This window comes from Kitasatospora sp. NPDC001309 (genome assembly GCF_042896295.1).
In the GTDB taxonomy this organism is placed as follows: Bacteria; Actinomycetota; Actinomycetes; order Streptomycetales; family Streptomycetaceae; genus Kitasatospora.
On record NZ_JBIAXC010000049.1, the window covers coordinates 30,967 to 57,457 of the forward strand.

Annotated in this window: 29 protein-coding genes; 28 read left to right on the top strand and 1 reads right to left on the bottom strand. The window is 72.1% G+C overall.

The features are described 5' to 3' along the window. The first annotated feature begins 94 nt into the window (after nt 1–94). The 9 genes from ACFY2K_RS35295 to ACFY2K_RS35335 all read left to right on the top strand — a co-directional run bounded on the left by ACFY2K_RS35295 (nt 95) and on the right by ACFY2K_RS35335 (nt 7,110). Nucleotides 95–1,948: a glycoside hydrolase family 15 protein gene (locus ACFY2K_RS35295; protein WP_387716725.1), complete on the top strand. Its 1,854-nt coding sequence runs from the start codon at nt 95–97 to the stop codon at nt 1,946–1,948. A 98-nt stretch (nt 1,949–2,046) separates the two neighbouring features. Then, complete coding sequence (locus ACFY2K_RS35300) at nt 2,047–3,309, top strand: hypothetical protein (protein WP_387716726.1); 1,263 nt, start codon at nt 2,047–2,049, stop codon at nt 3,307–3,309. Nucleotides 3,310–3,461: 152 nt separating this feature from the next. Further along, nucleotides 3,462–4,133 carry a hypothetical protein gene (locus ACFY2K_RS35305; RefSeq protein ID WP_387716728.1) on the top strand — a complete coding sequence of 224 codons (672 nt, stop codon included), beginning with the start codon at nt 3,462–3,464 and terminating at the stop codon, nt 4,131–4,133. Nucleotides 4,134–4,225: 92 nt separating this feature from the next. Then, complete coding sequence (locus ACFY2K_RS35310; protein WP_387716730.1) at nt 4,226–4,825, top strand: hypothetical protein; 600 nt, start codon at nt 4,226–4,228, stop codon at nt 4,823–4,825. Continuing rightward, complete coding sequence (locus ACFY2K_RS35315; RefSeq protein WP_387716732.1) at nt 4,825–5,166, top strand: hypothetical protein; 342 nt, start codon at nt 4,825–4,827, stop codon at nt 5,164–5,166. The genes ACFY2K_RS35310 and ACFY2K_RS35315 overlap by 1 nt, the downstream gene beginning before the upstream one ends. After that, nucleotides 5,166–5,636 carry a hypothetical protein gene (locus tag ACFY2K_RS35320; RefSeq protein WP_387716734.1) on the top strand — a complete coding sequence of 157 codons (471 nt, stop codon included), beginning with the start codon at nt 5,166–5,168 and terminating at the stop codon, nt 5,634–5,636. Before ACFY2K_RS35315 ends, ACFY2K_RS35320 begins: the two co-directional genes overlap by 1 nt. A 114-nt stretch (nt 5,637–5,750) precedes the next feature. Next, entirely contained in the window at nt 5,751–6,002 is a 252-nt protein-coding gene (locus tag ACFY2K_RS35325) for a hypothetical protein (RefSeq protein ID WP_387716735.1), read from the top strand. After that, on the top strand, nt 5,995–6,423 hold the full coding sequence (locus ACFY2K_RS35330) for a hypothetical protein (RefSeq protein ID WP_387716737.1): 429 nt from the start codon (nt 5,995–5,997) through the stop codon (nt 6,421–6,423). Before ACFY2K_RS35325 ends, ACFY2K_RS35330 begins: the two co-directional genes overlap by 8 nt. A 117-nt stretch (nt 6,424–6,540) precedes the next feature. Beyond that, the gene (locus tag ACFY2K_RS35335; RefSeq protein ID WP_387716738.1) at nt 6,541–7,110 is read left to right on the top strand and encodes a hypothetical protein; all 570 of its coding nucleotides are present in this window, start codon (nt 6,541–6,543) and stop codon (nt 7,108–7,110) included. A 167-nt stretch (nt 7,111–7,277) separates the two neighbouring features. Here ACFY2K_RS35335 and ACFY2K_RS35340 read toward each other — a convergent pair whose 3' ends face one another. Then, on the bottom strand, nt 7,278–7,625 hold the full coding sequence (locus tag ACFY2K_RS35340) for a hypothetical protein (RefSeq protein WP_387716740.1): 348 nt from the start codon (nt 7,623–7,625) through the stop codon (nt 7,278–7,280). 506 nt (nt 7,626–8,131) lie between these two features. Between ACFY2K_RS35340 and ACFY2K_RS35345 the strand changes: the two genes are divergently transcribed. The 19 genes from ACFY2K_RS35345 (at nt 8,132) to folE (ending at nt 26,422) form a co-directional block, all read left to right on the top strand. Then, nucleotides 8,132–8,725 (top strand): hypothetical protein, encoded by a 594-nt coding sequence (locus tag ACFY2K_RS35345; RefSeq protein WP_387716742.1) that lies wholly within the window; start codon nt 8,132–8,134, stop codon nt 8,723–8,725. A gap of 5 nt (nt 8,726–8,730) precedes the next feature. Next, nucleotides 8,731–8,994, top strand: coding sequence for a hypothetical protein (locus tag ACFY2K_RS35350; protein ID WP_387716744.1), 264 nt, complete (start codon nt 8,731–8,733; stop codon nt 8,992–8,994). Then, the gene (locus ACFY2K_RS35355) at nt 8,987–12,781 is read left to right on the top strand and encodes a hypothetical protein (RefSeq protein ID WP_387716746.1); all 3,795 of its coding nucleotides are present in this window, start codon (nt 8,987–8,989) and stop codon (nt 12,779–12,781) included. The genes ACFY2K_RS35350 and ACFY2K_RS35355 overlap by 8 nt, the downstream gene beginning before the upstream one ends. Further along, nucleotides 12,781–13,608, top strand: a complete 828-nt coding sequence (locus ACFY2K_RS35360) for a hypothetical protein (protein WP_387716747.1) — start codon at nt 12,781–12,783, stop codon at nt 13,606–13,608. Before ACFY2K_RS35355 ends, ACFY2K_RS35360 begins: the two co-directional genes overlap by 1 nt. 13 nt (nt 13,609–13,621) lie before the next feature. After that, on the top strand, nt 13,622–16,450 hold the full coding sequence (locus ACFY2K_RS35365) for a hypothetical protein (protein WP_387716749.1): 2,829 nt from the start codon (nt 13,622–13,624) through the stop codon (nt 16,448–16,450). Between the two features lie 18 nt (nt 16,451–16,468). After that, nucleotides 16,469–17,155, top strand: coding sequence for a hypothetical protein (locus ACFY2K_RS35370; RefSeq protein ID WP_387716751.1), 687 nt, complete (start codon nt 16,469–16,471; stop codon nt 17,153–17,155). Next, nucleotides 17,152–17,322: a hypothetical protein gene (locus tag ACFY2K_RS35375; RefSeq protein WP_387716753.1), complete on the top strand. Its 171-nt coding sequence runs from the start codon at nt 17,152–17,154 to the stop codon at nt 17,320–17,322. Before ACFY2K_RS35370 ends, ACFY2K_RS35375 begins: the two co-directional genes overlap by 4 nt. A gap of 17 nt (nt 17,323–17,339) precedes the next feature. After that, nucleotides 17,340–17,558, top strand: a complete 219-nt coding sequence (locus ACFY2K_RS35380; RefSeq protein WP_387716755.1) for a hypothetical protein — start codon at nt 17,340–17,342, stop codon at nt 17,556–17,558. 401 nt (nt 17,559–17,959) lie between these two features. Further along, a complete protein-coding gene (locus tag ACFY2K_RS35385) occupies nt 17,960–18,268 on the top strand; it encodes a hypothetical protein (RefSeq protein ID WP_387716757.1) in 309 nt (102 codons plus the stop codon). A gap of 304 nt (nt 18,269–18,572) precedes the next feature. Then, nucleotides 18,573–19,808, top strand: coding sequence for a recombinase RecT (locus tag ACFY2K_RS35390; protein WP_387716758.1), 1,236 nt, complete (start codon nt 18,573–18,575; stop codon nt 19,806–19,808). Between the two features lie 78 nt (nt 19,809–19,886). Next, a complete protein-coding gene (locus ACFY2K_RS35395) occupies nt 19,887–21,161 on the top strand; it encodes a hypothetical protein (RefSeq protein ID WP_387716760.1) in 1,275 nt (424 codons plus the stop codon). Between the two features lie 146 nt (nt 21,162–21,307). Next, complete coding sequence (locus ACFY2K_RS35400) at nt 21,308–21,538, top strand: hypothetical protein (RefSeq protein WP_387716762.1); 231 nt, start codon at nt 21,308–21,310, stop codon at nt 21,536–21,538. A 69-nt stretch (nt 21,539–21,607) separates the two neighbouring features. Then, nucleotides 21,608–22,447, top strand: coding sequence for a hypothetical protein (locus ACFY2K_RS35405; RefSeq protein ID WP_387716764.1), 840 nt, complete (start codon nt 21,608–21,610; stop codon nt 22,445–22,447). Next, nucleotides 22,444–23,343 carry a hypothetical protein gene (locus ACFY2K_RS35410; protein WP_387716766.1) on the top strand — a complete coding sequence of 300 codons (900 nt, stop codon included), beginning with the start codon at nt 22,444–22,446 and terminating at the stop codon, nt 23,341–23,343. The genes ACFY2K_RS35405 and ACFY2K_RS35410 overlap by 4 nt, the downstream gene beginning before the upstream one ends. Continuing rightward, the gene (locus tag ACFY2K_RS35415; RefSeq protein WP_387716768.1) at nt 23,340–24,275 is read left to right on the top strand and encodes a hypothetical protein; all 936 of its coding nucleotides are present in this window, start codon (nt 23,340–23,342) and stop codon (nt 24,273–24,275) included. The genes ACFY2K_RS35410 and ACFY2K_RS35415 overlap by 4 nt, the downstream gene beginning before the upstream one ends. Next, nucleotides 24,272–24,631 (top strand): hypothetical protein, encoded by a 360-nt coding sequence (locus tag ACFY2K_RS35420; protein WP_387716770.1) that lies wholly within the window; start codon nt 24,272–24,274, stop codon nt 24,629–24,631. Before ACFY2K_RS35415 ends, ACFY2K_RS35420 begins: the two co-directional genes overlap by 4 nt. After that, nucleotides 24,628–25,101, top strand: coding sequence for a 6-pyruvoyl tetrahydropterin synthase family protein (locus tag ACFY2K_RS35425; RefSeq protein WP_387716772.1), 474 nt, complete (start codon nt 24,628–24,630; stop codon nt 25,099–25,101). Before ACFY2K_RS35420 ends, ACFY2K_RS35425 begins: the two co-directional genes overlap by 4 nt. Beyond that, the gene (locus tag ACFY2K_RS35430; RefSeq protein WP_387716773.1) at nt 25,098–25,832 is read left to right on the top strand and encodes a 7-carboxy-7-deazaguanine synthase QueE; all 735 of its coding nucleotides are present in this window, start codon (nt 25,098–25,100) and stop codon (nt 25,830–25,832) included. The genes ACFY2K_RS35425 and ACFY2K_RS35430 overlap by 4 nt, the downstream gene beginning before the upstream one ends. Further along, a complete protein-coding gene (folE, locus tag ACFY2K_RS35435; RefSeq protein ID WP_387716775.1) occupies nt 25,829–26,422 on the top strand; it encodes a GTP cyclohydrolase I in 594 nt (197 codons plus the stop codon). Before ACFY2K_RS35430 ends, folE begins: the two co-directional genes overlap by 4 nt. Nucleotides 26,423–26,491 lie beyond the last annotated feature (69 nt).

Consider the following 26,491-nt stretch of genomic DNA (forward strand, 5'->3'; position numbering starts at 1 on the left):
CTCACGCACATCGCACCGCATGCACCACCCACGGCGGCCGTCCGGGTCAGGGCCGCAACCCCACCAACTGTTATCCCACCCCAGGAGGTCCACCATGCCCGATCCGCTGATCGAGTCGCACGCCTTCCTCAGCAACACGCGCACCGCCGCGCTCACTCAGCCCGACGGCACGATGACGTGGCTGTGCCTTCCGCGCTTCGACTCCCCCGCGGTCTTCGCCAGCCTCCTCGGCACCCCCTCAGCCGGGTACTGGCGAGTCGGCCCGGCGACGTACACCAGCACGCCGTCCGAGAGCCGACGGCGCTACATCGGCGACACCCTCGCCGTCGAACAGGTCTGGGACACCGGCAGCGGCGTGCTGGAGGTGACCGACTTCCTGCCCGCCCCGGACGCCACCGGGGACGCGCCGCCGATGGTCGTGCGCGTCGCCACCTGCCGCAGCGGCATGGTGCGCCTGGCCTCCGAGTTTCGGCCCCGCCCCGGCTACGGCTCCCTGACCCCCGGCATGCAACACGTCGGCTACGGCACGTCCCGGCTGCGCGCCCAGGCTGGCAGCGACACGTACTGGCTGGACGGGCCCCGCCACAGCGTCAACCTCGGCGGCACCGCCTCCACCGACATGCCGCTCAAGGCCGGGCAGAGCATCGTCATGGCCCTGACCTGGACGCGCACCGGCAGCCCGGCGCCCGCCCCGATGACGGACACCACGGCACTGGAGGCGACGACCCGGTGGTGGACGCAGTGGGCGTCCGCGAGCACCCACGAAGGGCCGCACCGGGACGCCGTCCTACGTTCGGCGCTCACCCTCAAGGGCCTGTGCCACCTCGGCGGCGCCGCTGTCGCGGCCCCGACCACCTCGCTGCCCGCGCCCATCGGCGGGGTGCGCAACTGGGACTACCGCTACACCTGGCCGCGCGACACCTCGTGGATGATGCAGTCCCTCCTGTCGCTGGGATACGTCGAAGAGCCCACTGCGTACCGGAACTGGCTGACCACCCACGTCGACCCGGACGCCCTCCAGCCCCTCTATGGCCTCGACGGCGGCCCGGTCCCGCCGGAGGAGCCCCAGCACCACCTGCGGGGCTACCGCAGCTCCACACCGGTCCGGACCGGCAACGCCGCCGCCGGACAGCACCAGCTGGACGTGTACGGCGAACTCGCCGACCTGCTCGCGCAGATGGACGATGCAGGCATCCCGCCCTGCCCGGCCGCCGACAAGCTGCTGCTCGCCCTGGCGCTCAAGGCCCAGGCGCTGTGGGAGCAGCCCGACGACGGAATGTGGGAGAGCAGGGGCACCCCGCGCCGGTACGTCTCCTCCCTGGTGTGGGCCTGGGTGGCCCTCGACCGCGCAGTGCGCGTGCTGGGACGCCGCGACGCCGCCGACCAGAACACCCTGCGGAGCCTGGCGGCGACCGCCGAGACCATCCACGCCGAGGTGTGCGCCCGGGGCTACGACGCGGAGCGCAACACCTTCACCCAGTACCTCGACGGCCGGGACCTGGACGCCTCCCTCCTGCACATCGTCCGCGTGGGGTTCCTCCCCCCGGACGACAAGCGGCTGATCGGCACCGTCGAGGCGATCGAACGCGAACTCGGCGCCGGCGGCGGCATGCTCCGTCGCTACCCCACCGGCGCCGACGCGGCCGACAACGTGGACGGCCTGTCCGGACACGAGGGAGCGTTCCTCGCCACCCCGTTCTGGATGGCCGAGGCTCTCGCGCTGATCGGCAGGCACGGCGAGGCGGGGGAACTGCTCGACCGCCTGCTGGCGGTGCGCAGCGACCTCGGCCTCCTCGCCGAGCAGTACGACCCCGCCGAAGGCACCCACCTCGGCAACTACCCGCAGGGTCTGTCGCACGACGGCCTGATCCGGGCCGCCCTGGCCATCAGCGCCGCGAGGAACCCCACTGTCGACGGGCAACTGGCTCTCGCCGTCGCAGAGGTGTAGCCCCGCGCCGCTGCCCGCCCCGACGACCACACCGGCGGCCTGCCGTCCGCGATCAGCCCGGACAAGACGCCGGCCGACCCCTACGAGGAACGCTGCTCATGACGATCACCGACACCATCGACCGACTGTCCCCGGAGCTCCGGCGACTACTCGCCCAGATCGCCGACCTTCCGGCACCGGACCTGGACGTCTACGCCGTTGCCGCCTCCACCGACACACCCACCAGCCAGACCAGGAAGTGGCTCGGCGAGCTCGCAGCCAAGAACCTGCTGGAGCACACCGGAGACGTCGCCGCCCGCGGCCCGGTGTACACGATCCGGCCGGAGGCGACCGACCGGGCCCTGACCCTCGCCGACGAGCCCGTCGCCCGTACGGCCGTCCTCCAGCGCTACCTGGCCTACCTGACCACCACCGCCTACGAAGCCGCCCGGGTCCTCACCCCCCACCGCCGCGTGCTGGGAGGCGCCAGCCGGCCCGAACCCGCCGAGCCCGTCCGGTTCGCTGTCGGCCACGTGGCGCTCGCCTGGCTGGAAGCGATGGCCGACGCGCTGCTCCCGGCGATCACCGTCGCCACCCGGCACGGTGACTACCAGGCCGCGACCTGCGTGACCCACGCGGCATGGCCACTGTTCCTCTACACCCGCCGCCACGAGTTGTGGATTCCCTGCTACCGCGAGGGCTTGGCCGCCGCCGAACGCTGGGGCGACACCGTGGCCATCCGCGAGATGCTGACCGGGCTCGCCGGTGGCCTGCGCGACAACCGGGAGTACGACGAGGCGGTCTCCCGCCTCCAGCGCGCACGCTCCCTCGCGGAAGGCGACCTGGAAGGGATCGCCAAGTGCAGCAGCGGCATCGGGGCGTGCCTGCACGCCGACGCCCGCTACGCGGAGGCGATGCCCCAGCTGACCGCTGCCGCTGCCCGCTACGAGCGGCTAGGCCACGTGCGGGGCCAGGCTCTCGCCTTGATTCTCGTGGGGTCGGCGCACGCCCGGCAGGGCGACCCCGCCGCCGGCGTTCCGGTACTCCAACAGGCCTGCACGCTGCTCTCCGGCCTAACCGAACCGGACCCGCTCAACATCACACGAGCGATGGCCTACCTCGGCGAAGCCCACTCGTTGGCGGGTGCCCACGACCTGGCCGCCAGCGCGCTCGTACAAGCCCTGGAGCGGTTCCGCGCCCTGCGCGTGCCCCACTGGACCGCGCACACCATGGAACTCCTGGGCCAGGCCGCCATGCGCGCCGACCAACGTCACGCCGCCATGGACTGGTACTCCGCCAGCCTCGCCCGGTACACCGAACTCGCCAGCGGCCACGACACCGACCGCCTCCAGCGTCGCATCAGGGCGGTGACCAACCCGTGAACGACAGCCAACCCGGAGGAGCAGACGCAGCCAGACCGTGCCCCGGCCCGCCGACGCGGCTTGGCAGCCGACCGCGGAGGAGCGTCCTGCGGTACCGTCCCGGCCCGGTCCAGGGCCCGCGGATCCAGCGGGTGCGCCGGGCAAGGGCGCAGATGCCGGTCCAGGCCGAGGCCCCGGGCCTGGAGAAACGGACTCCACGCCGGCCGTTCGAGGGAGGCGACGACACGAGGGCCGCCCTGGAGTGGGGCCGCGAACGGCTTGATGCTCTCAACGTCGCCTCGGGACCCCGACCGGAACTGACCAGCCACGAAGTGGAGCTTCTGCTCGGCTACATGAACGGCCTGTCGTACGAGGAACTCGGGCAGCTGGCCGGCACCGATGCGAGGCGAGTGAACGCCCTGTACTCCCGGATCAGCACGGGCTTGCGGATGAAGGGCCGGCTCCAGGCCATGTTCGCCGTGCTCGCGCGCGGCTACGTGAGGCCTGAGCAGGTCGTACCTGAGGAACTGGCCTGGGGCGAGGTCGCTCTTTCCGCTGACACCGTTGCTCTGCTGACCCTTCTCGCCTGCAACTTGAGCCAGGAGGGTGCCGCCGCGAAGCTTGGACTGCGCTACGCCCAGGCCCAGTACCTTCTGCTCATCGCACGCGCTGAACTCTGTGCCAAGAACAGCCACAACGCCATCCTGATCGCAGCTGTCCTCGGCGTCATCGATGTGCCAGGCGTACCACGGTGCGAAGTGCCGAAGCCCCCTTCTGCGGCGGAGCCAACGGAGCGCTGCCCCACGGCCGGGGGCGGGTCTCAGACGGACCTCGCCGACCGGTAGCCGGACAACGGCGGTGACGGCCCGGAGCGACAAGACCTCCAACCGCCACCTACCGTCCCTCCTCGCCACCCACCAGTACGAGGAGGACGCCGGTGGAGTTGATCGTGACAGCCGAGGACGTCGCCCGCCGCCTCGGCTACCCCACCCCCCTCGGCGACCCAGTGCGGCAGCGCATCGAGACCGCCGTCGAGGACGCCCAGGACACCCTGATCGGGCACCTCGGCCGGCCGCTGCTCCCCGTGCAGTACACCGAGAGCGGCGTCCGCGCCGGGGCGGACGGCTGGGCGCTCAGCCACGGCCCCCTCATATCGGTGATCTCCGCCGTCCTGGACACGGGCACGACGTCGGCCCCCTTCGGCGCGCCGACGTACACCGTCACCTACACCGCCGGCATCGACGCCCGCGCCGACCCGCAGACCGCCCCGCTGCGCCTGTGGGTCCGGGCGACGGCGTGCCACCACCCGCTGGTGGCGGACGCGCCCGCGCGCCAGCGCCGCATCGTTTCCGCCTCCGTCGAGGGCCAGTCCGTCACCTACGACACCGCGGCCGAGCCGCCAGTGGTGCTCGCGCCGCCGGACCTCGCCACGACCGACCGGTGGCGGCTGCGCGGGCGTCGGGTCTACCAGGCCCCGACGAAGCCGAATCCGCCCGGGCTCACGATCCCCGGGCACTTCGGTTCGGGTGGGCGGTGATGGCGGTCCTGCTGGCTGACCGGCAGCTCGGTGTCCGTACCCGCGGCGTGCCCGTCCTGGACGCGCACGGCGCGGAGGTGACCGGGCCGCTCGGCCCGCTGCGGGGACCGTGGCCAGGCCGTGCCGTGCCGCAACCCGACGGAACGTGGCACCTGGCCCTGGACACGCAGGCCGGCGTCCTGCTGGTCGGCGACGTCGTGCTGGAGCCAGCCACCGGAGCCGAGTGGACCGTCCTCGCCGCCGACCAGTTGGCAAACACCGGCGACCCGGCACTGGCCTACGTGCGGATCAAGGGGCGTGCCCGCGTCTCGGGCGGCACCCGGCCGGAAGGACACCCGTGATGGCACACCTCGAACTGCCCTCCGACGTCGCACGCCGCCTGGCCCCGCTGATGCTGCGCCACACCCAACGCCTGGCCGAGGACGTCGCGGAGGAGGCCCGGCGGCGAGCCCCGGCGGCCAAGACCTGGCACACCCAGGAAGACGGTCATGCGCGGCCCAGCCACCAGGCCGCCGACGGCCAGACCGTACCCGCGCCGCTTCCCTTCTCCGTCGGAGACACCACGCTCTCCGGACCGCGCGACCCCGACGGCCCCGTCGAGGAAACGGCGGGGTGCCGGTGCACGGTCACCGAGGACCCGGAAGCCGTCGCCGCGACGATCTCAGCGGGCAAGGCCGCCATCGACGGTACGCGTACTCGGGCGGACGTCACGTGCGACTTCCCGCGAGCCGTCGAGGCGGAGTACGCGCACGGCGACGGCACCCACTTCATGAGCGGCGCCGCCTCCCAGGTCGCCGCCCGCCACCGCTGACCCGCCGCGCGAAGCCCCGCTCCAGCGTGAGGCGCGGTGTGGAGAGACGGACGGTAGAGGCCGGGCCCTGATTTCCTTCGCCGGTCACCCCCACCACTGCCCGAAGGAGCCGGCATGACCCAGCCCGACCACGTCCGCATCGTCCTCGCCCACCACCTCACGCGGCACGATGATCAGCTGCTGCCCGGAGACGAGATCGAAGTCCCGCACCACGAGGCCCGGCAGCTGATCGGCGCCGGGTACGTCGCCGACCTGGACCCCACCGACTCGGCCGCGGTAGCCAAGGCCCTCCAACCCACGATCGAGAGCAAGCCGGCCATGGCCAAGCCGACGGCGAACAAGGCGGCAGGGCAGGCGAGTGGGTGACCTGGCCGCCCTCGACCCCGAGGAACTGGCTGTCGCCTGGCTGTCCGGGCACGCCGAGCTGACGAAGGCGCTCGGCGGGCCCGGACGGGTCGGGGCCCGCAACACCCCGCCCTACCCCCGCATCCGCATCATCCAGGTGCCCGGCGGTGCCGTCCCGGGCTGGCGCTGGACCGCCACCTTCCACCTCCAGGTCGAAGCGCTCGGCGACCTGGACCGGTCGACCCCCCGCCCCCTGCTACGCCGGGCGTTCGCCACCGCGATCCAGGCCCTGCACCAGCTGCCCTCGCAGGCCCCCGTCCCGGGCCGGCCCGTGGTGACCGCCGTGCGGGCGCTGTCGGCTGGAGGGTGGCTGCCAGAGCCGACCGGCCAGGCCCGGTACGTCGCGGTGCTCGCCGTCACCGCGCACCCGCCCACAGCGTGACGGGGGTAATTGCGCGAGTTGTGCGACAGCCCCACGCGCGGTGCCGGCGCGACGCTACTGCTCGGCGCGGCCTACGGTCCGGCTCGTTTCTGGCGGTCCGCATTGAGGAGGCCGGTCGTGCCCGCGGAGAGCATGTTCGTTGCGCAGATGGCCCGTCTGTACCTGGCCGTGCCGGGTACGGTCGCGCCCACGGACCCGGTGGCGGCGATGCCGGCCGGGTGGAAGGAGGCCGGACTGTTCAAGCCGGGCAGCCTGGAGTGGAACACCGACCCGAAGTTCGAGGACCTGCGATCCCACCAGCTGCGGTACCCGGCTCGTACCATTCAGACCGAGGATGCCGCGTCCATCAAGGTCGAGTTGCAGGAGTGGAACGCGGGCAACATCGTCGCCGTGTACGGCGGCGGCGAGGTCACCGCGATCACGCAGAACACCAAGACCTTCTACCGGTACAGCCCGCCGCGGGTCGGCGGCCGCAAGCAGTTCGCGGCGGTGGTGGAGCTGATCGACGGCGCGAAGCACTACCGGCGGATCGTGCCGTTGTGCGAGCAGGTTGCGTCGGTGAACCAGAAGTTCCCCGACGACGCGGAGTCCACGCTGCCCCTGGAGATGAAGGTGATCGGCGGATCCGTCGGCGACCCGTGGTACGACCTGACCGACGACCCCGGTTTCGCCCCAGCAGCAGCGTGAACTTGACTGCACAGTAGGTGCTTTGGGCCTGTGCCCATTCACAGCCCGTGCGCCTACTGTGGATCACGTCGGGCAGCCTTCTCCCCCTGGGGCCGTCCGACCCCGCGATGCCCCGGCCTCCCCTTCGGCCGGGGCATCGCTGCCTAGGCAGACGAGCGCGGTAGCGCTCAGATGGATTGCCCCATTCCTATGTGGCTGCGATGGAAGCTAGGCAGGGGAAGGAGGTCGAAGAGAGAGGGCTCGCTCATGGGCGGAGGAGGAGGTGTGGATGGCAGAGAAGCTGCAAAGTCGGGTTGTCTCGCGCGGTCCTCGTCGTCGGCCTGGATCCACAGTTGGTTGAGCGTTGATGAGATGGAGTCGATCTGCTCGTGGGGTATGCCCTTGATACGGCTCAGAAGCTCGACCACGAGGGCATCGACCAGGCCGGCCATTGGCAGCCGTGTATGGGTGAAGGCGTTGTAGATCGTCGTCCTGCTCGCGTCGGGCACGCTACGTGCCGCCAGCGCGTTCGCCATCGCGCCGATGGACGGGGAGTGCGCACGCCTGTGTAGGTCGTGGAGCCAGTCGTTCAGCTCCTTGTGCGGGCCAGTGGGAAGGTCTGGCCGCTTGAGTCGTCCGGCACGTCCCACGGCCGCCCCCATCACCGTTCACAACCGTTCAACTGTGTTCCACCGTCGCTAACGTTAGCAACTTGCAGTCCGACCCGGTCGCCGATGTTCTTGTCTGTCCGGCGAGTTGGCTCAGGAATCCACCGTGGTCCTTCCCAACGAGGAAGGACACGCACATGGCTGTACAGCCCCTTCGAACGATCCGCCGGCTTGGCCGGGCCGCCTTGTTCCAAGCTCTGCGCGGGGCGGCGTACGCGGCCGGCGGCGGAGTCGCCACCTGGCTGATCCACCGTCAGTGACGACCAGCCGGTCATGGCCCTGGCGGTCGGTGCCGGTGCGGGCCGGCGCGACGCTAACTGCCTTCGGCTCCTACGGTCTGCGGCGTTCCGTTGCCGACAGACCGAGGAGCCGACATGGTCGGGATCGACCTGGACGCCGCCCGTGAGCGCCGTCTGGCCGCCGCTGCCGAGAAGGCGCTCGCCGCCAAGGCCGAGTACACCGTCGGCGAGGAGCCGCTGATCTTTGGCGGCACCAGCGTGGCGATGCTGCCGGCCGAGCTGCCGCTCGCGGTGTGGGAGCCGCTGATCGGCATCCCGTACCTGCCGCTGCTGCTGCGTTCCCTGGTGGAAGCCGCGCAGGCGCAGGGCGATCAGCAGACCGAGGCCGCGAGCCTGATCGTGGACGTGCTCGGCTCGGAGCCGTCGCTGCCGACTGACCTGCTTGCCGCGGCCGCCGAGATGGGCCGCCGTCTGCTCGGGGAGGACGGGTTCGCCCGGCTGATGGAGCAGCGCCCCAGCCACCCGGACATTCTCGAGCTGGTGCGCGCGGTCTGGGCGAAGTACTTCCCGGGCGGTGCGGGCCTGGGGGAACTCATGGGGCCGTCCGAGTCGCTTTCGAGCGCTGGGACGACCTCGAAGCCGACTTCCAGCGGTACTACCGGCTCGACGCCCGCGGTGTCTGGCGACGGCCCGGTGACCCTGGATTCGTCGGCACCCGACGCCTCCTGACCCTGATGCGGGGGCTGCCTGCTGAGGCCCTGCTGCTCCGGGACGGGGCAGAGGTCGGCGCGGACCGCTGGGGGCTGACGCAGGAACTGCTGGCACAGCTGGTCGAGCTGGTGTCGGTACTGGCGGCGGAGCACCGCCTACGTCGGCCGGTCGAGCTGCCGCGTCCGGCCTATCTGCGGGCTGGCCGCGGGCACGAGCAGGCCGGGCAGGGCATGGCCCGAGCTGTCGCCGTGCTGCGCCGCACCGGAAAGGCGGCCGGGCGTGGCTGAGGAGATCGACTCCGGTCGCCTCGTCGTCGAGGTCGTCGCCGACTCGTCGGGGTTCGCGACGGACGCGAAGGCCCGTGTCGACGCGGCGGTGCGCAACCTGCGGGCCAAGGTCCGGCTGGACCCGGATGCCTCCGGGCTGCGCGAGCGCGTCGAAGCCGCTGCGCAGGCCACCCGCGCCCGGATCAAGGTCACGGTCGACGTCGACCTTGCCGGGCTGCGCCAGCGCGTCCAGGCGGCCACGCAGGCTGCCCGCGCCCGCATCAAGGTCGCCGTCGACCCGGACACCTCCGGGCTGGCGGAGAAGGTACGGGCGGCGACCGCCCGCGCCGCGTACGTGCGCGTCGGGGTCGGCCTCGACACCGGCAACCTGCGCCAGCGCGTCCGGATCGCCGCAGAGGCTGCCGCGGCCACCGTCAAGCTCGACCTGGACGTCGAGACGGCCGGGCTGCGTGCCCGCGTCAGGGAGGCGCTGGCCGGCCTGTCGGTGCGCGTGCGGGTCGACGTGGACACCGCCGCCGCGACCACCCGCCTCGCGGCGTTCCGCACGCTCGCGTCCCGGCCGGTCGACGTCCCCCTCAACGCCCGCGGTTCCGCCGGCGGCGGTGGTGAGTCCGGGGGGTTTCTCCAGGCCGCCGAGGGCTTCGGCTCCACCGTCGCCGGGCTGGCCCGCCTGCCCGCGATGGCCTCCGGGGCGCTCGCCCTCGGCCAGGCCCTCACCCAGGTCGCCGCAGGGCTCTTCGCGATGGGCGCGGCAGCCGCGCCCGCGGTCGGGCTGCTCGGTGCCCTTCCCGGGGCGGCGGGCGCCGCCGTCCAGGGCCTGGGCACCCTGCTGGCCGCCTTCTCCGGCATCGGCGCCGCCGTCAAGGCGCTCGGCCAGGCGGACAAGCAGTCCGCCGGAGCGGCGGGCGCCTCCGCGCAGGCCCGGCAGGCCGCCGCCGACCGGGTGGCGGACGCGCAGCGCCGCCTCGGCACCGCCCAGCGTGACAGCGACGAGCAGGCCCTTCGAGGTGCCGAACAGGTCGCGCAGTCCCGGCGCCGGCTGGCCGATGTCCAGGAACGGGCGGCGGCGCAGGTCGCCGCCGCCGACCGGCAGCTGGCGGCGGCGGAGCTCACGGTCACCCGCGCGCACCAGGCCGCCGCGCAGGCGCAGCAGGCGCTGAACGACGCCAGGCAGCAGGCGGCGCGGGCCCTGGAGGACCTGAACCGGGACGCCGCGCGCGGGCCGCTGGAGGAGCAGAAGGCGCTGCTGTCCCTGGAGCAGGCCCGTTCCCGGCTCAACCAGGTCAACGTCAGTCCGTTCTCTTCGGAGGCGGACCGGCGCGAAGCCCAGATCTCCTACCAGGAGGCGATCAACCAGCTCGAGGACGTCCGCACCCGCAACCGGCGGCTCGCCGAGGACGTCAAGAAGGCCAACCAGCAGGGCGTCGAGGGCAGCGACCAAGTCGCTTCCGCGAAGGCGCAGTTGGCCCGCGCACAGGAGGCGGAGCAGGACACGGTCCGGGGTGTCCGCGAGGCCGAGCAGCAGGCCGCCCGGGCCCGCGTCGAGGCGGTGCGCGAGGTCCAGGACGCGCACACCGACCTCGACAAGGCGGTGCGCGAGGCGCAGCGCCAGCAGAAACGTTCCGCCGAGCAAGTAGCGGACGCCCAGCGGGACATCGCCCGCGCGGTTCGGGACCAGTCGCAGGCGCTCAACAGCACCAGCAGCGCCGCCAATGCCGCCGAGCAGGCGCTCAACGCGCTCTCCCCGGCCGGGCAGCGCTTCGCACGCTTCATCTCCGGCACGGTGCAGCCCGTCCTGCGGGGGCTGCGGGACACCGCGCAGGAGGCACTGCTGCCTCCGCTGGAGAGGGGGATCGGCCGGGCTCTGGTCCTGCTGCCGATCTTCAACCGCGCGATCGGCGACACCGGGCAGGTACTCGGCCAGGCCGCCGAGCGCGGCGCGGAGATGGCCACGTCCGGGCCGTGGCGCGCGGACCTGGCACAGGTCGCCTCGACCAACACGCGAGTCATCGGCTCACTGGCGAACGCCGGCCTGAGCGCGGCCGACGGCCTGCGCAATCTCACGGCCGCCGGCGCGCCGCTGCTGGAGCGCCTGGCCCGCGCCACCGAACGCGGCACTGCCCTGGCCGCCTCGTTCATCCAGGCCCGCCGCGACGGCGGCCAGCTCAGCGCGTTCTTCCAGCGTGCCGGGGACACCGGCGCGCAGCTGTGGGGCATCCTGCGGGACATCGGCCTCGGTGTCCTCAACATCGGGCGTGCCGCCGCCCCCGCCGGACAGCAGCTCCTCAACTCGCTCGCCAACGCCGCGAGTTCCTTCCGCACCCTCACAGGCGAAGGTGAGACGCAGGCCAAGCTCGCCGGGTACTTCGCCAACACCGTCCCCGTCCTCCAGGAGGCCGGTCGGCTGGTCGCAGCCCTCGGCGTCGCCTGGTTCAACTTCACCAACAACCCGGCACTCGCGCCGCTGATCGCCCGGCTGCGCACCGAAGTCCTGCCCGCGGTCATGCAGTTGGCCGGAGCGCTCGGTAACGGCCAGCTGTGGGACCAACTGCTCGGCCTGCTCAACTCCATCGTCGGCATCGCCGCCCAACTCGGCGGCCTCGGCAACACCCTGTCCGGGTTCCTGTTCGTCATCCAGGCCGTCGCCTCCGCCGTGCAGGTGCTGTTGTCGATACCCGGCATGGCACCGTTCGTCTCCGCGCTGCTGACGATGGCCGGCGTCGCGGGCGGGATCATGTTCGTCGCCAACGCGATCGGCGCGGTGCGCGGCGCCCTGACCCTGCTGTCCGCCAACCCGATCATGCTGATCGTCGCCGCCGTCGCCGCCATCGTCCTCGGTCTCGTGACGGCCTACCAGAAGGTCGACTGGTTCCGAAACGCGGTCAACGGCGCGTTCAGTGGGCTCGCCGACGGCGTGCGCTACGCCCTCGACGGCATGGTGTCCTTCGCGGCCTGGTCCTGGGGCAAACTATCGGGGATCTTCGCCCCGCCGATCCGCTTCCTCGTCAACACCGTGTACGACGGCGGTATCCGCCGGGCCTGGAACTGGATCGCCGACAGCTTCGGCCTCGGCAAACTGCCCAGCTTCACCGTCGGGTTCGCCCGAGGCGGAGTCGTGCCCGGCTACGCGCCCGGCCGCGACACCGTGCCCGCCATGCTCAGCCCGGGTGAGGGCGTACTCGTGCCGCAGGCCGTGCGCCAACTCGGCGGTGAAGGCGGCATCACCGCCCTCAACGACGCCGCCCGGGCCGGTCGCCTCGCCGATGCCGGCGCGCCCATGCAGGGCTTCTTCCTCGGCGGCCTCGTGGACGGCGCGGTCGACCAGCTCCGCGGCTGGGCCGCCGGCGCGCTCGGCAAGGCCCTCAACCCGGTGAGGGGCTGGTTCAACTGGATGCCCGACAACACGTGGGGCAAAATGCTGCGCGGCATGGTCAACCGAGCCGTCGACGGCGTCTTGTCCTTCGTACGCGGCTACGCCACCGGGGGAGTAGTGCCCGGCTACGCGCCCGGCCAGGACAGCACCCTGGCCCGGCTCAGCCCCGGCGAAGGCGTCCTGACCCCGCAGGCCGTGCGCGGACTCGGAGGCAGCGCCTCCGTCAGCGCCATCAACGCCGCCCGCGGGCAACTCGCCGGCGGCGCGCAGGGCGAGCGCATCGGCACCGTCATCTCGCCCGGCGCGATCGTGCAGTACATCACCAACCCGCTGCCCGAGACGCCGGGTGAGAGCGTCAACAACCGGCTGCGGGCCCTCGCCAGCTTCGGCCTGTTCGACAAGGAGAGCGCCTGATGGCCCGCGAACGCTGGCTGGTGGACGGCTACGACCTCACCGACGGCCTGGTGCGCGACGTCGAGTACCGGGCCGGCCTGACCGGCACCCCGGCCGTCGTCGGCGCGAACGCCACCGTGCCCAACCGCATCGGGGAGCTGTGGAGGCCCAAGCACCACGGCCCCGGCAAGTTCACCCTCGTCCTGTGGCTGGCCCCCACCGCTGGCGGCTGGCAGGACGTCGAAACGGCGTGGGAAGACCTGCTGCGCGTCGTCGCCCGCCCGCAACGACTACTCACCTTCGAGCGGCACACCGCCGCCGGCCAGGTCCGCCGCTGCGAGGGCGAGGTTCTGTCCGCGCTCACCCCGACCCCGCTGGGCCAGAGCGGCATGCGCATCAGCCTCGAGGTCAACGTGCCCGCTGGGTACTGGGTGTCCGCCGACACCAGCACCCAGGCGACCGCTCCCGGCACGCCCGTGCCCCAGGACCTCGCGCTGACCGAGTTCGCCGACGCAACCGCGCCCATGGAGCAACTCGCCTACCTGCTCTCCGGCCCGATCACCGCCCCCACCGTCACCGACACCACCGACGCAACCAGCGGCGACTCCTTCACTTACACCGGGCAGATCGGCGCCGGGCAGACCCTCACCGTGGACGCCGCCACCTGGCAGCTGACCGGCAGCGGCGGCTTCGTCCCCGACCCGGGGCGCCTGACCAACACCGGGCCCGCCTTCCTGCGCCTGGTCCCCGGCCGGCCCGGCAAGCCGCCGAGCGTGCGCCTGACCGGCACCAACACCGGCCCTACCACCCGGCTCGCCGTCACCGGCCGCCGCGCCTACCTGACCTGACCGGAGAACCACCGTGGCCGTGCACCTGCGCGTTTCCAGCCCGAGCGGCAGCCTGCTCGGGCTGCTGCCCTACCCCGCCGACCTCAAGACGCAGGCCGAGCACAACGGCGCCGGCGCGCTGACCTTCACCTACCCGCGCAACGCCCGGGGCGCTGGCCTGCTGTCCGGAGACGACCCGCGGATCTCCCTCGTCATCGACGGCGTCGAGCAGTCCGAGCGGTACCTGCTGGAGGACGACGGCGACGACCCGGCCGACGGCGCGGGCGAGGCCCGGCCGGTCCAGGTCGGCTGCCGGGGTGCCCTCGCCCTGCTGGAGCGCGCCGTGATCTACCCGGTCGGCCACGCCCCAGGACAAGCCGTGCACGGCCTCGACGCGCACTTCCCGTTCGTCAACGCCACCCCCGGGGCCGTCCTCGCCACCCTGCTCCAGCGCGCCCAGGCCCGCGGGGCCCTGCCCGAGGTCAGCTGGGACTTCACCTCGGCCGGCGACAGTGCCGGCCGCCCCTGGCCAACCACGTACACCGTCCAGTACGACGCTGGCGGCGACCTGCTCAAGACCGTCACCTCGATCACCAGTGCGGGGTGGGCGGACGTGCGGATGGAGGGCTACCGGCTGCTCGCCTACGTGCCCGACACCGTGTGCGCCACCGACCACCCCGGCATCGTGCTGTACCTGGGCCGAGACGTCCTCAAGGGCCCCCGGCAGCGCTCCCGCCGCTCGGTGCGCTCCCACCTACTGGCCTCCGGCGACTCCGGCAACCTCGCCGAAGTCGTCAACCCGACCGCGGCCGCTCGCTACGGACGCCGCGAGGCCTTCGACGGCCGGGGCGGCATCACCGACACCGCCACCCTCGCCGAACTCGCCCGCGTCACCCTCGGCGGCATGGGCGCCGCCTCCGAGGGCTTCACGATCGAACTCGACCCCGCCGCCACCCAGCACCAGCCCGGCACCGACTACCGGCCCGGGGACTACATCCGCTACGACCAGCGGCGCACCGACCCGACCACACTGGAGCCGCTGCGGGTGCGCACCATCGCCACCACGTACGACGACGCCGGCCAGCCCAGCAGCAGCCTGGAGCTGAACGACCTGTTCGTGGAACAGCGCATCCGGGTGCAGCGGCAGCTGGACGCCCTCACCAACGGCTCCGCGACCGCCTCCCGCACCCCCCTCCCGCCGCTCGGCGACCGCAACGACACCGTCGCCCCCAAGGCCCCGGACACGGTGTCGCTCGGCTCCTGGGCCTACCTGGACCGGGACGGGCAGCAGCACGCCGCGCTCGCAGTGTCCTGGCCCGCGGTGACGCAGAACGTCGACGGCACCGTGTACGACGACGCCGGCAACTACTACGTCTCCTACCTGCTGCCAGGCCTGCGGATCGCGGGGCAGGACCCGCAGTGGTCCCCGGAGCAGGCCGTCAACGGCACCATCGCCCACTACGACCAGCTGCCCGCCGGGCAGCGCGTCCAGACCCGGGTGCGCACCGTGGACGCCTCCGGGAACTCCTCCATCTGGCGGCTCTCGCAGGAGACCGTCCTCGCCAGCGACACCACGCCTCCTCCAGTCCCGTCGAAGCCCGTGGTGACCTCGCTGATCGGCGCCCTGCGAGCAGCGTGGGACGGGCGCGGATCGGCGGGGGAGGAAATGCCCGCGGACTTCGCCGAGTTGGAGGTGCACGCTGCCACAGCAGCTGGATTCACCCCCAACGCGGCGACGATCGTCGACCGGCTCGCCGGAGCGGCGGCCGCCCCGATCACCGGCCTGTCCTACGGCACCACCTACTACGTCAAGTTCGTCGCCCGCGACCGGGCAGGCAACGCCTCGCAGCCCTCCGCCGAGGCCTCCGCCGCGCCGACCGTCGTCATCAGGTCCGACCTCGCCGACCAGATCATCGGGACGGCCCAGCTCGCGGACGCCACGATCATCGGAGCGAAGATCGCACTCGCCACCATCCAGGACGCCAACATCGGCACTGTCTCAGCGAGCAAGCTGACCGTCGGCGCGCTCAGCGCCGACGTCACCGTGTCCGCCCGTATCAAGACCGCCGACGCCGGCGCGAGAGTGGAGCTCAACTCCGCCGGCATCGAGGCGTGGAACGCCAACGGTGTGAAGACCGTCTCCGTGTCCGCCACCACCGGCGACGTGCGGATCGTCGGCGGCCTGTCCAGCGGCACCAGCGGCCAGCGCATCGAGATCAACCCCGGCGGGGGCCTCCCGGAGATCCGATTCTTCCCCACCACGGGCTCCAACTACGCCTTCATCAACGCGGTCGGCGGGAACAACGGCGCGGCGTACATCGGCCTCAACAGCGGCACCTTCCAGCACAACGGGCAGTCGACGGCCTACCGGCTCTACCTGACCGACAACATCTCCGCGCTGGAGACCATCCGCACCGACACCCAGAAGCCATGGGGTGGCACCGTCCGGATGAACGCGAGCCAAGGCGCCGCGCTCGCGTACATGGTCGAGGACTCGCCCAAAGGCTACGTGATCGCCTCGGATACAGGCGTCCAGATCGGCCGGAGCAACGACAAAGGCGGCAACACCGAGCTGTGGATCGACGCCACGACCCTCCAGTACAAGGGCACCTTCCTGAACTACTGGTACGCCGAGCCGACGCAGGGACTTTTCACCGGCAGAGTGGAGATGCGCAACTGGACATCCATGTCGCTGTCCTACGGGCCGACCATGCAGTCCACGATGGTGCCGATCGTCACCCTGTGGGACTGGCAAGCGGTTCGAGCCTGGCAGGTCACCGCATCTTCCACGACCGGCTTCACCACCACCCTCGCCTCCGCCAGTGCCGACGGCTCCATCGGCTTCTGGTGCTACCGCATCTGACAGGAACGGGGAACAACCATGCCCGAGCAGTACCGGGTCATCGACGCGGCCCGGATCAATGTCGGGCCGACCGAGTGCTGGGCCGTGCGCCAGCGGCGGCCGGACGGCGACCACCACGTCACCGTCTTCCCGACCTCCTCGCTGGAGTGGCGGGCCGCCGAGTACGACATCGACCACACCACCCCGGACGGCATCAACACCATCCTCGACATGCTGCTCCACGAGCCGTGGATCCCGGACCCGCGCGAGGAACGCCACACCGAGCCGGCCGCCGCGAAGAGCCTCACGGCCCCCGCCACCCAGGAGATCCCCGGCCCGACCGCCGAGGGGCCGCAGCCGGTCACCCTGCACAACGCGCCCGACCGGGCCACCGCCCGCCAGGCCCACCTCGAACGGATTGCCCACGCCAAGCGGACCCGCGTCGCCGTCACAGCCGGACCGGCCGCGGGCGCGCGCCGCACGGCAGCAGCGAAGGCCGCGACGGACCCGCTCGACATCATCCGGCGCCACCACGGCATCACCCCCGAAGGGGTGGCCGCGAAGACGGAGATCGTCGAGCAGGCCAGGCGGCAACTCGCCGTGCCCCAAACACCTGTTGAGGATGAGGTGACCCGCGTCAACCCGAACAGCTTCACCACGCCGATGTGGGACGCCGCGGTGCCCCGACGCGACGAGGCACAACGCAGCGAGGAGGACGCGGCATGACCGACGGCCCCACCGCCGAACAGCTCGACCGTCTGCTCAGCACCGCCGACCGCCGCCGGCTCACCCCAGTCGAAGCCGCCCTGCTCCGGACCGCTGTCCAGCACCTCCAGAAGGCGGCCGCCAGCGCCCCGCCGATCACCAACGACCCTCCCGACCCGACGAAGTGAACGGAGCCCCCGCCACCATGGACCACAACACCCAGCCCATCACCGTGGACGCCGAGCCGTACATCGCCCGGCTACGCGACCAACTGGCCGAGGCCTGGGGTCAAACGCAGGCGCAACTCGCCCTCGCCCGCGAAGAGATCGCCATACGCGCCGCGCGGGAAACCGACCTGAACCGGCGGATCGCCGACCTCGAAACCACCATCGCCGAACTACGGGGCACCTCGACGCGACCGTAGACACCACCGCGTCCTACCGTCCCCCGCTGTGGAACGGGACCCGGACGGCCAGCAGCCTCCCGCTGGCCGACGACACCGACGGAGGACCAGATGGAGCGAGATCACCGGATGGAAGACGATCCGGGACCTAGTCCTGTTCCTGCTCGGAGCGGCAGTGATCGTGCGGGAGGCGTGGACGCCACCGGCCGACCCGAGCGTGATCATCACGGGCCTGACCCTCGCGGGGCTGCCCGCCGCGCTGTCAAGGGACGAACGGCCGCCGCGGGAGTAGCCCCGCGCACCGGCCTCCTGGCCCGCTACCGGTTCACCACCGGCTACCTGGCCGCCGCCGGCGTCGCGTTCGCTGCGACCTGGCCGCTCTGAGCGCCAAGCCCGCCCATCACCAGCACCAGGAGACGATCGTGAACATCCTGAACGACACCGAGGCGTGGGGCCTGCTGCTCGGCGCCATCACTCCCTGGGCGACCGCCCTCGTCCAGCAGCCGCACTGGACCAAGCCGGTGCGCGCCGTCGTCGGCGCCGTGGCCTCCGGCATCGTCGGCATTCTTACCGTCCTCGCCCGCGGGGACATCGCCCACGCCCAGACCGCCCTGACCACTGTTGCCCTCACTGTCGTGGCCTCCAAGACGTTCTACGACGGCCTGTGGCAGCACGCCGGCGCCGGAGCGCTGGAGCGCGCGACCGCCCCGGACCGCCGGGCCGGCTGGTAGCCGGTCCTGTGTCTGCGGCCGGCGCTACCCTAGAGTGATGATGTGGCCGCCGGGCCGACCGGCCGCGTGCTCTGGCAACAAGCCCTTCGGGGCTGTCTCCTATCAAGGGGAGCACGCGGACCCGGGCGGCTTCGCAACCCGCGGGCCCGGCGGCCACACTTCCTAATCTCCCTTCTCCGCAGCCGATTTGGCCACGTGGTGGGTGTTCCCACGCAGGCCGGGCTGACGGGAGGGTGGAGGCAGGCAGCCACACCGGGGCCTGCGAACCCCGGTGCCGCCACGGAGACAAGGAAGGCACCCTGAGGTGACAGCACCAGCTCAGCAGGCACCCCCCGCGACCGAACAAGTCACCCCGCTGACGGACAACCGCGCGGAGATGACCATCGAGAAGGCCGACCAGGTCCTGGAGATCACCGGCGACCAGCGGTTCTGGACGAAGGCGCAGCGGGCCGCCCTCGCCGCCATCGGCCTCGCGCAGGCCCCGACGCACGACCTCGTCGCGTTCTTCCACATCTGCAAGTCGACCGCGTTGGACCCGTTCCGCCGCGAGATCTACTACATCCAGCGCAAGCGCAAGGTGTTCGGGCAGGACGAGCTGTACTACACCGCGCAGACCGGCATCGACGGGTTCCGGCACATTGGGCAGCGTACTGGCCGGTTCATCCGGCGCGTCGGCCCCTTCTGGACCGGACCCGAAGACGACCCGAAGTGGTGGATCGTGGGAGAGGACGGGATCAACCGCCGAAGGTGGGTCGACGTGTGGCTCCACGACAACCCGCCCGCCGCCGCGATGTGCCGGATCGAACACCGCAGCATCGCCGGGGACGAGACGGTCACCCAAGCCGTCGCCGTCTTCGCCGAGTTCGCCGTCGGCAAGGACGAGTGGCAGGACGACCCGCGCACGGGCAGAGGAGTGAAGACTGGCAAGCGCATCCTGACCGGGCAGTGGCCGACCATGGGCGCCCACATGATCGGCAAGGTGGCCGAAGCCCAGGCATGGCGCATCGCCTTCCCCCGCGAGCTCGTGAACATCTACGAGCATGCGGAGATGGAGCAAGCCGACGCCGCTCAGCGTGAAATGGAGCGCGAGGCAGGAGCAGCGCGCCGCCGCGAGGCCCGATCCCAGAAGCAGCCCGGTGCCGTCGTCCCCGGCACGGTGGTCAGCGCCTCGACCACCGAGACGGCCGATGGAGCTACAGGACGGGGCACGCCCGAGGGAGAGCCGGACACGACCTCGGCGGAACCGGCTGACGAACCCCCCACCGCAGACGAGCTGCGCCAGGAACTGCGCGCTTACGCCACCGCGATGGGCAGCACCGTCACCAAGATCACCGACCGGTGGCGGAAGGCGACCGGGATCGGCCTCAACAAGGCGAACGCGGCGCAGCTCACCATCCTGCTGGCCGAGCTGCGCCCCTACGTCCTGTCCGCGCTCGGATCCCACCCCGAGGCGGCCGAGCACGTCGAGGCCGGCGGGCTACTGATCCGGCTCGACCCCGACGCCACCGTGTGGAGCAGAGAGGACGCCCGCGAGGGCTAGCCCGCGCCTCCCGCCCGCCTCACCCGCAGGGCCGCGCCCCGGCCGCGCGGCCCTGCGGCCTGCACACACGGACACCTCATGCAGCCCCTCATCGAGCAAGCCCGCAACCTAGCCCGCGCCCGTCTCATCGGGCCCAGCCCGCTGCCGTGCCGCTGCGGCGCACCCCGTCACGCGCACCGGGGACAGAAGCGCTCCGGCGGCCACCCCTCCACCAGCTGCGCCCGCTACCGCCGCGACCCCGCCGACGTACTCCTGGAACGCGCCCAGGCGGCAGCCCACGCCCGGCTCGGCGACGACCTCGCGGCATCCGAGCGCACCGGCCGCCGCCGACGCTCCCGCCGCCCCAAGAAGCCAGGCCAGTGGTCGATCGGCGCCTCCGACACCAGCTCCTGCCGCCGTGCGATCTGGTACCGGGAGAACCCGCCACCCGGCTACGTCCCGGCCCCGGTCGACCGGCGCGCGGCCCGGGCCGGAACCCTGATCCACGACTCGGTGTCCCGCCGCCGGCGCGCCCTCTACCCGTGGCGGCTGTACGAGCAGTCCGTCACCCTGCCCGGCCTGGACCGGCCGAGCCGCTACGACGAGTACGACCCGGTCACCGGCGTCCTGTACGACTACAAGACCGCCGGGGACTGGAAGTGGGCGCTGGTCGGCGACGACGGCCCACCCGAGACGGAGTGGGACCAGACACAGCTGTACGGCCTCGCCCTGCACCTCGCTGGCGAGGTGGTGACCGAGGTGAGGATCATCTACTTCGAGCGCAAGAGCGGCAGCGACGAGGAGTTCACCCGTCCGTTCGACGAGCAGGCCGCCCGGCGGGCGCTCGGCCGGTTGACCGCGATCGCCACGGCCCTCGACCTGGGCACCGCCCTGCCCCGGGACCGGTCCGGGCCGAGCACCGACGTGATCTGCCGACGCTTCTGCCCGGCCCGCATCGACTGCTGGAACATGCTCCGGGCCGAGGCTGTCGGCCGTTCCCCGGAGTCGTACACCCTCGTCACCGACAGGTCCGACATTGAATGGGCCCTCGGCGAGTACGACCGGCACCGCGCCGCGAAGTCCGCCGCCGAGAAGGCGCAGAACATCGCCAAGGCGCTGCTCGACGGGGTGCAGCCCGACACCTACGGCGAGTACGAGTACGTGCGCACCGCCGGACGGCTCAAGGACCCCGAACCGGACCATCAAGGACGCGTCCGGCAGCTCGAAGCGTTCTGGGACAACCCGCCCAACGAGCGCCCGGCACTGCACGAGCTCGACTACCCGACCAAGCGGTCCCGCACGTCCGGCAACACCCAGGTCCGCCGGGTGCGCGCGGCCAAGCGCGGAGCCCCGCCGGTGCGCGGCGGCCAGTAAGGCCGCCAAATCCTGCGCGCATCACTCTCCCTGGCCAGGTGCTCCCTGCCCGCGCCTGGCCAGGCCAACCCCGGGCATCGAAGCAGGCCCTCTGTCCGTCGGCTGATCTAACGTCCGGCCATCGCAGGCAAGTTGAGAGGAACACCGTGACCAGCCCGTACGACCCCGCGCCCGACGCGCCTCGATCGCCCTGGTTCACCCAGCGGTCGCCCGCCCTCAGGCCCGCAGCGCACCTCACGCCAGCGCGGCCCGCCGGGGACGCCGGCACACCGATCTACGAACAGCTCGTCGCCGAGTTCGGCGACCCGTTCAGCCGGATCGGCCCGATCCACGCCCGGTACCCGCGTCGACCTCTCGCCGGCCCGGCCAGGGGCTGAACCCCCACCTCAGCGCCGGAAGTTGCTCGACGCGACCTAAGCGCAGTAGGCGGCCTAGGTTCCCCGCTCATGGCAGCCCCCCGCTACATCGACTACATGCCGCTGGACGAGATCCGGCCCGCCGCCCGAAACCCGAAAGGGCACGACGACGACGGGCTGGACCGTTCCGTCGAGCAGTTCGACTTCACTGAGCCCGGCCTGATGGACGAACGCACCGACCGGCTGGTGGCCGGCCACGGCCGCTACGAGACCCTCGCGCGCCGCCGCGACGCGGGCAAGGCCGCCCCGGAGGGCGTGGTCGTCACCGCCGACGGCACGTGGACGGTCCCGGTGGTGCGCGGCTGGGCATCGCGCGACGACGCGCACGCCGAGGCCTACCTGATCGCCTCCAACCACCTGACCACCGTCGGTGGCTGGGACGGCGAGGGCCTCGCCACGATGCTGTCCGATCTGGAGCAGGTGGACCCGGCGCTGTTCGCCGCCACCGGTTTCGACCACGCCCAGATCGACGCCCTGCTCCGGGACGTTGCCGAGGGCGACCCGGCCGACGACGCGGACCACGCGGACGACGACGTCGAGCACGAGCAGATCAACCGCGGCGACCTGCTGGCGCTGGCCGGCGTCACCGTCGGGGAGCCCGAGCACCAGGTCGAGACCGGGCAGGTGTGGGAGCTGGGCGACCACCGCCTCGTCGTGGCCGAGGTCTTCGACGGCTGGCCCACGTGGACCCCGCTGCTCATCGAGGGCAGCCTCTTCCTGCCCTACCCCACGCCGCTCGCCCCGTTCGCGGACCGGGCCGTCGGCCGGCGCCTGGTGATGGTGCAGCCCGAGCGCTACCTGGCCGGTCACCTCTTGGACAAGTGGGCACGGATCAGCGGCGAGGCGCCCACGCTCCGGGACGAGTCGTGACGACCGTCCTGCCGACCGCCGGGGGCACCTTCGACCGGTCGGAGCGCCCCATCTACTTCACCGCGGGGGGCGGCGAGTTCAACGCGGGCCCGCACGTGCTGACGGCCGTCAACGAGCTGATGGGCGATGCCGAGGAGCAGCGGCTGCGCGACCTGCTGGACACCGGGTGCCGGGTGCTGCTGGACAGCGGCATCTTCTGGCTCACCAACCGGCACAGCCGGGCCCACGGCGTCTCCATGGACGAGGCCCTGGCGCTCGCCCCGGAGCAGATCGACGGCTTCGAGGAACTGCGCGAGCGGTACGTGTACCTGGCCCGCAGGTACGGCGACTGGCTGTGGGGCTACATCGAGCTGGACCAGGGCGGCCTGCTGCACAAGCGGGCGCAGCGCGCGGCCCTCCACGACCTCGGCCTGTCGCCGATCCCCGTCTACCACCCGCTGGTGGACGGCTGGGACTACTTCGACGAGCTCGCCGAGCAGTACGACCGGATCTGCGTGGGCAACATCGTCCAGGCGCCGGCCCCGGTGCGGCTGCGCCTGCTGCACACGATCTGGGAGCGCCGCCAGAAGTACCCGCACCTGTGGATCCACGCGCTCGGCCTGACCGCCAACGAGTGGTGCCTGCCGCTGGCCCCGGACTCCTGCGACTCCTCGTCCTGGCTGGCGCCGCTGCGCTGGAACCATCAGCGGATCGAGACCTCGATGCTGCGCCGTGTCGGCAACCTGCCCGCCGGCTTCCGCTACGCCCCCGGCGACAGCGCCTCCTACCAGGCCGCCGCAAGGCTGTGCGCGGACGCCGCGACGGCGCTGGGCACCTGCTGGAGGCACGCCACCCACCGCGTCCAGGAGCTGACCGGCGCCCCCGGCGGCGCCGCGCTGGAAGGGGCGGAGCAGTGAGCCCGAGCCACCAGCGCGCCGCGGTGAAGCGCACCGGCGGCGGCGTGTTCGACCCGGCCGACCGGCACCTGTACTTCGCCGCCGGCGACTCCGAGCACTACCCGCACCACGTGCTGCTCGCCACCAACGACCTGCTGACTGCCGGCCACGAACGACGGCTGGTCGAGCTGCTGGACGCCGGGCACCGGGTGCTGCTCGACTCGGGGATCTTCTGGCTGACCAACCAGTACAAGCGGGCCCACGGCGTCTCCATGGACGAGGCCCTCCGCCTGGCTCCGGAGGAGATCGACGGCTTCGACGGCCTGTACGCCCGGTACGTCGAACTGGTGCGCCGCCACGGCGACCGACTGTGGGGCTACATCGAGCTGGACCAGGGCGGCCGGGACAACAAGATCCGCACCCGCGCCCGCCTGGAGGGTGAAGGCCTTGCGCCGATCCCCGTCTACCACCCACTGGTAGACGGCTGGGACTACTTCGATGAGCTCGCCCAGCAGTATGACCGGATCTGCTTCGGCAACGTCGTCCAGGCACCGGCGCCGGTGCGGCTGCGCCTGCTGCACACCCTGTGGGAACGGCACCGCCAGTACCCCGACCTGTGGGTGCACGTCCTCGGCCTGACGGTCAACGAATGGTGCCTGGCCGTCCCACCGGACTCCTGCGACTCCTCCACCTGGCTTGGCCCGCTGCGCTGGCCGGACGTGCGGGTCGACTCCGCGCTGCTGCGCAAGGTCGGTGTGATCGACCGCGGCTTCGCGTACGACCTCGACCAGCCGGCCCACCCCACCCGCGGCCGCACCGCCTGCTGCCTGATGTGCGCGCAGACCGTTGACGCCACCACCACCGTGTGGCGCATCGCCCGCACCACCCGCGACGAGCTGCTCGGCCAGCCGTCCTACCCGCCCCTCACCGAACCGGAGACACGATCATCGTGAAGCCAACTGCCAACGTCTGGACCAAGGTCCAGCTGCCCGGATTCCACCACTGGCCTGCCGCACCCGAGCACCGCTCCTACCTCCGGGCTCGGCACCGCCACCTCTTCCACATCACGGTCACCGTCGCTGTCGCCCACGACGACCGCGACACCGAGTTCCACGACCTCGGCGACCTGATCCGCGGCTGGTGGGGCCCGGGCGCCCGCGAGTGCGGGCCCGCCTCGTGCGAGACCCTCGCCCGCACCCTCGCCGAGCACCTGAACAGCGTCGGCCTGCGGGTGACCAGGGTCGCGGTGTCCGAGGACGGCGAGGCCGGCGCGATCGTGCACCTGGGCGATGAGGGAGAGCAGCAGTGAGCCACGCCGTCACCGTTCGCCACGACTTCCAGACGGCACACCGCCTGCCGCACCTCACCGGGAAGTGCGAGAACCTGCACGGCCACTCCTGGGTGGTCGAGGTCACCGTCTCCGCCTCGGAGCTCGCGGCCGGCACCGTCGTGGAGTTCGGCGCGTTCAAGCGCGCCCTGCGGGACTGGATCGACACCTTCCTCGACCACGGCACCATGCTCGGGGCCACCGACACGCTCGTCCCGGTCCTGGCGGGGGAGGGCAGCAAGCTGTTCCGCTTCGGCGCCAAGGACCCCGCCGAGCAGGAGCAGCACGCCGCAGACCTCGGCTGGCCGAGCGTGGAGGCCGTCGCGGAACTGCTCGGCCGGGTTGCAACGGAAGCCCTGCGCACCCTGCCCCGCGCGGCCGGCGCGTACGTCTCCCACGTCGGTGTATCCGAGACCGCCGTCAACGCCGCCTCCTGGACGGCGGCCCCGTGAGCGCTCTCGTCCTGCCCGACGCCGGCCTGCCTGTCGCCGAGACCTTCGGACCCACCATCCAGGGAGAGGGGCCGACCGCCGGCCAGAGGGCCCTGTTCCTACGCCTGGGCGGCTGCAACCTGGCCTGCGACTGGTGCGACACCCCGTACACCTGGGACAGCAAGCGGTACGACCTGCGCAAGGAGATCGCCCGCGTCCCGGTCATCGAACTCGCCGAGTGGGCAGCCGAGCACCCGCACGCGCTCATCGTCATCACTGGCGGCGAGCCGCTGCTGCACCAGCGCACCGACGCCTGGCGCTCCCTGATGGCCGTGCTGCGCTACACCACCCGCCGCGTCGAGATCGAGACCAATGGCACCCTCGCGCCGAAGCCCGTCAGCCTCGGCGTGCCGCGGCTGACCTTCAACGTCAGCCCCAAGCTGGCGAACTCCGGCATGCCGGAGGAACGGCGGATCAAGCCGGACTCCCTGGAGGTCTTCGCCGGCCTCGCCCACCGCGGCCGTGCCCGCTTCAAGTTCGTCGCCGCCAGCCCCGACGACCTCAAGGAGATCGCCGAACTGGTCGAGCGCTTCCACATCCCTCCGCACGCGACCTGGGTGATGCCCGAAGGGACCACTGCCGAGCGCATCATCGCCGTCGCCCGGTCCCTTGCCGACGACGTGATCGCACGCAACTGGAACCTGACGATGCGGCAGCACGTGCTGCTGTGGCCTGGAGAACGCAACCGATGACTACCCCCGGCAACACCGTCGACCTGGACGGCGCCGCCGAGCATGCCGCCAGGCTGCTCACCGCCCTCGGCATCCCGTGCAACACCGAGTCCACCGCGGCCACCCCGCGGCGCATGGCCAAGGCCCTCGCCGAGCTGACCGCCGGCGTCCACCTGGACCCGGCCCGGCACCTCAAGGTGACGTTCCCCGCCGAGGGCGAGCGGGCGAACCTCATCGCCGCGGTCGACGTTCCGTTCGTGGCCCTGTGCGAGCACCACGTTCTGCCCTTCCCCGGCCGCGCCACCGTCGCCTACCTGCCGACCCCCGGGGCGCGCATCGTGGGCCTGTCCAAGCTGGCGCGCCTGGCCGAGGAACTCGCTGCCCGCCCACAGGTGCAGGAGCGACTCGGACAGCAGGTCGTAGACGCCCTCGGTGAGCACCTCGACATCCAGGGCGCGGCCTGCCTGATTCGCTCCCAGCACGCCTGTATGACCCTGCGCGGCGTCCGCGCGCACGGCGCTTCGATGGTCACCACCCACCTGACAGGCGCCCTCCACGCAGACCCCGCCCGCCGCGCCGAAGTGCTCGCCCTGATTCCCTCACCCTCCTGACAGACAAAGGGAGTTGTGCCCAACGGGGCACTCCGCACGGGAGGATGGCAGGGCCAGGCCGGGACCGCG

Bases quoted from the DNA above. Each gene is read 5' to 3' on its own strand.
- ACFY2K_RS35295 (WP_387716725.1), top strand. From the start codon at position 95: ATGCCCGATCCGCTGATCGAGTCGCACGCCTTCCTCAGCAACACGCGC.
- ACFY2K_RS35300 (WP_387716726.1), top strand. From the start codon at position 2,047: ATGACGATCACCGACACCATCGACCGACTGTCCCCGGAGCTCCGGCGA.
- ACFY2K_RS35305 (WP_387716728.1), top strand. From the start codon at position 3,462: ATGCCGGTCCAGGCCGAGGCCCCGGGCCTGGAGAAACGGACTCCACGC.
- ACFY2K_RS35315 (WP_387716732.1), top strand. From the start codon at position 4,825: ATGGCGGTCCTGCTGGCTGACCGGCAGCTCGGTGTCCGTACCCGCGGC.
- ACFY2K_RS35320 (WP_387716734.1), top strand. From the start codon at position 5,166: ATGGCACACCTCGAACTGCCCTCCGACGTCGCACGCCGCCTGGCCCCG.
- ACFY2K_RS35325 (WP_387716735.1), top strand. From the start codon at position 5,751: ATGACCCAGCCCGACCACGTCCGCATCGTCCTCGCCCACCACCTCACG.
- ACFY2K_RS35340 (WP_387716740.1), bottom strand. From the start codon at position 7,625: ATGGCGAACGCGCTGGCGGCACGTAGCGTGCCCGACGCGAGCAGGACG.
- ACFY2K_RS35345 (WP_387716742.1), top strand. From the start codon at position 8,132: ATGGTCGGGATCGACCTGGACGCCGCCCGTGAGCGCCGTCTGGCCGCC.
- ACFY2K_RS35350 (WP_387716744.1), top strand. From the start codon at position 8,731: ATGCGGGGGCTGCCTGCTGAGGCCCTGCTGCTCCGGGACGGGGCAGAG.
- ACFY2K_RS35360 (WP_387716747.1), top strand. From the start codon at position 12,781: ATGGCCCGCGAACGCTGGCTGGTGGACGGCTACGACCTCACCGACGGC.
- ACFY2K_RS35370 (WP_387716751.1), top strand. From the start codon at position 16,469: ATGCCCGAGCAGTACCGGGTCATCGACGCGGCCCGGATCAATGTCGGG.
- ACFY2K_RS35375 (WP_387716753.1), top strand. From the start codon at position 17,152: ATGACCGACGGCCCCACCGCCGAACAGCTCGACCGTCTGCTCAGCACC.
- ACFY2K_RS35380 (WP_387716755.1), top strand. From the start codon at position 17,340: ATGGACCACAACACCCAGCCCATCACCGTGGACGCCGAGCCGTACATC.
- ACFY2K_RS35395 (WP_387716760.1), top strand. From the start codon at position 19,887: ATGCAGCCCCTCATCGAGCAAGCCCGCAACCTAGCCCGCGCCCGTCTC.
- ACFY2K_RS35405 (WP_387716764.1), top strand. From the start codon at position 21,608: ATGGCAGCCCCCCGCTACATCGACTACATGCCGCTGGACGAGATCCGG.
- folE (WP_387716775.1), top strand. From the start codon at position 25,829: ATGACTACCCCCGGCAACACCGTCGACCTGGACGGCGCCGCCGAGCAT.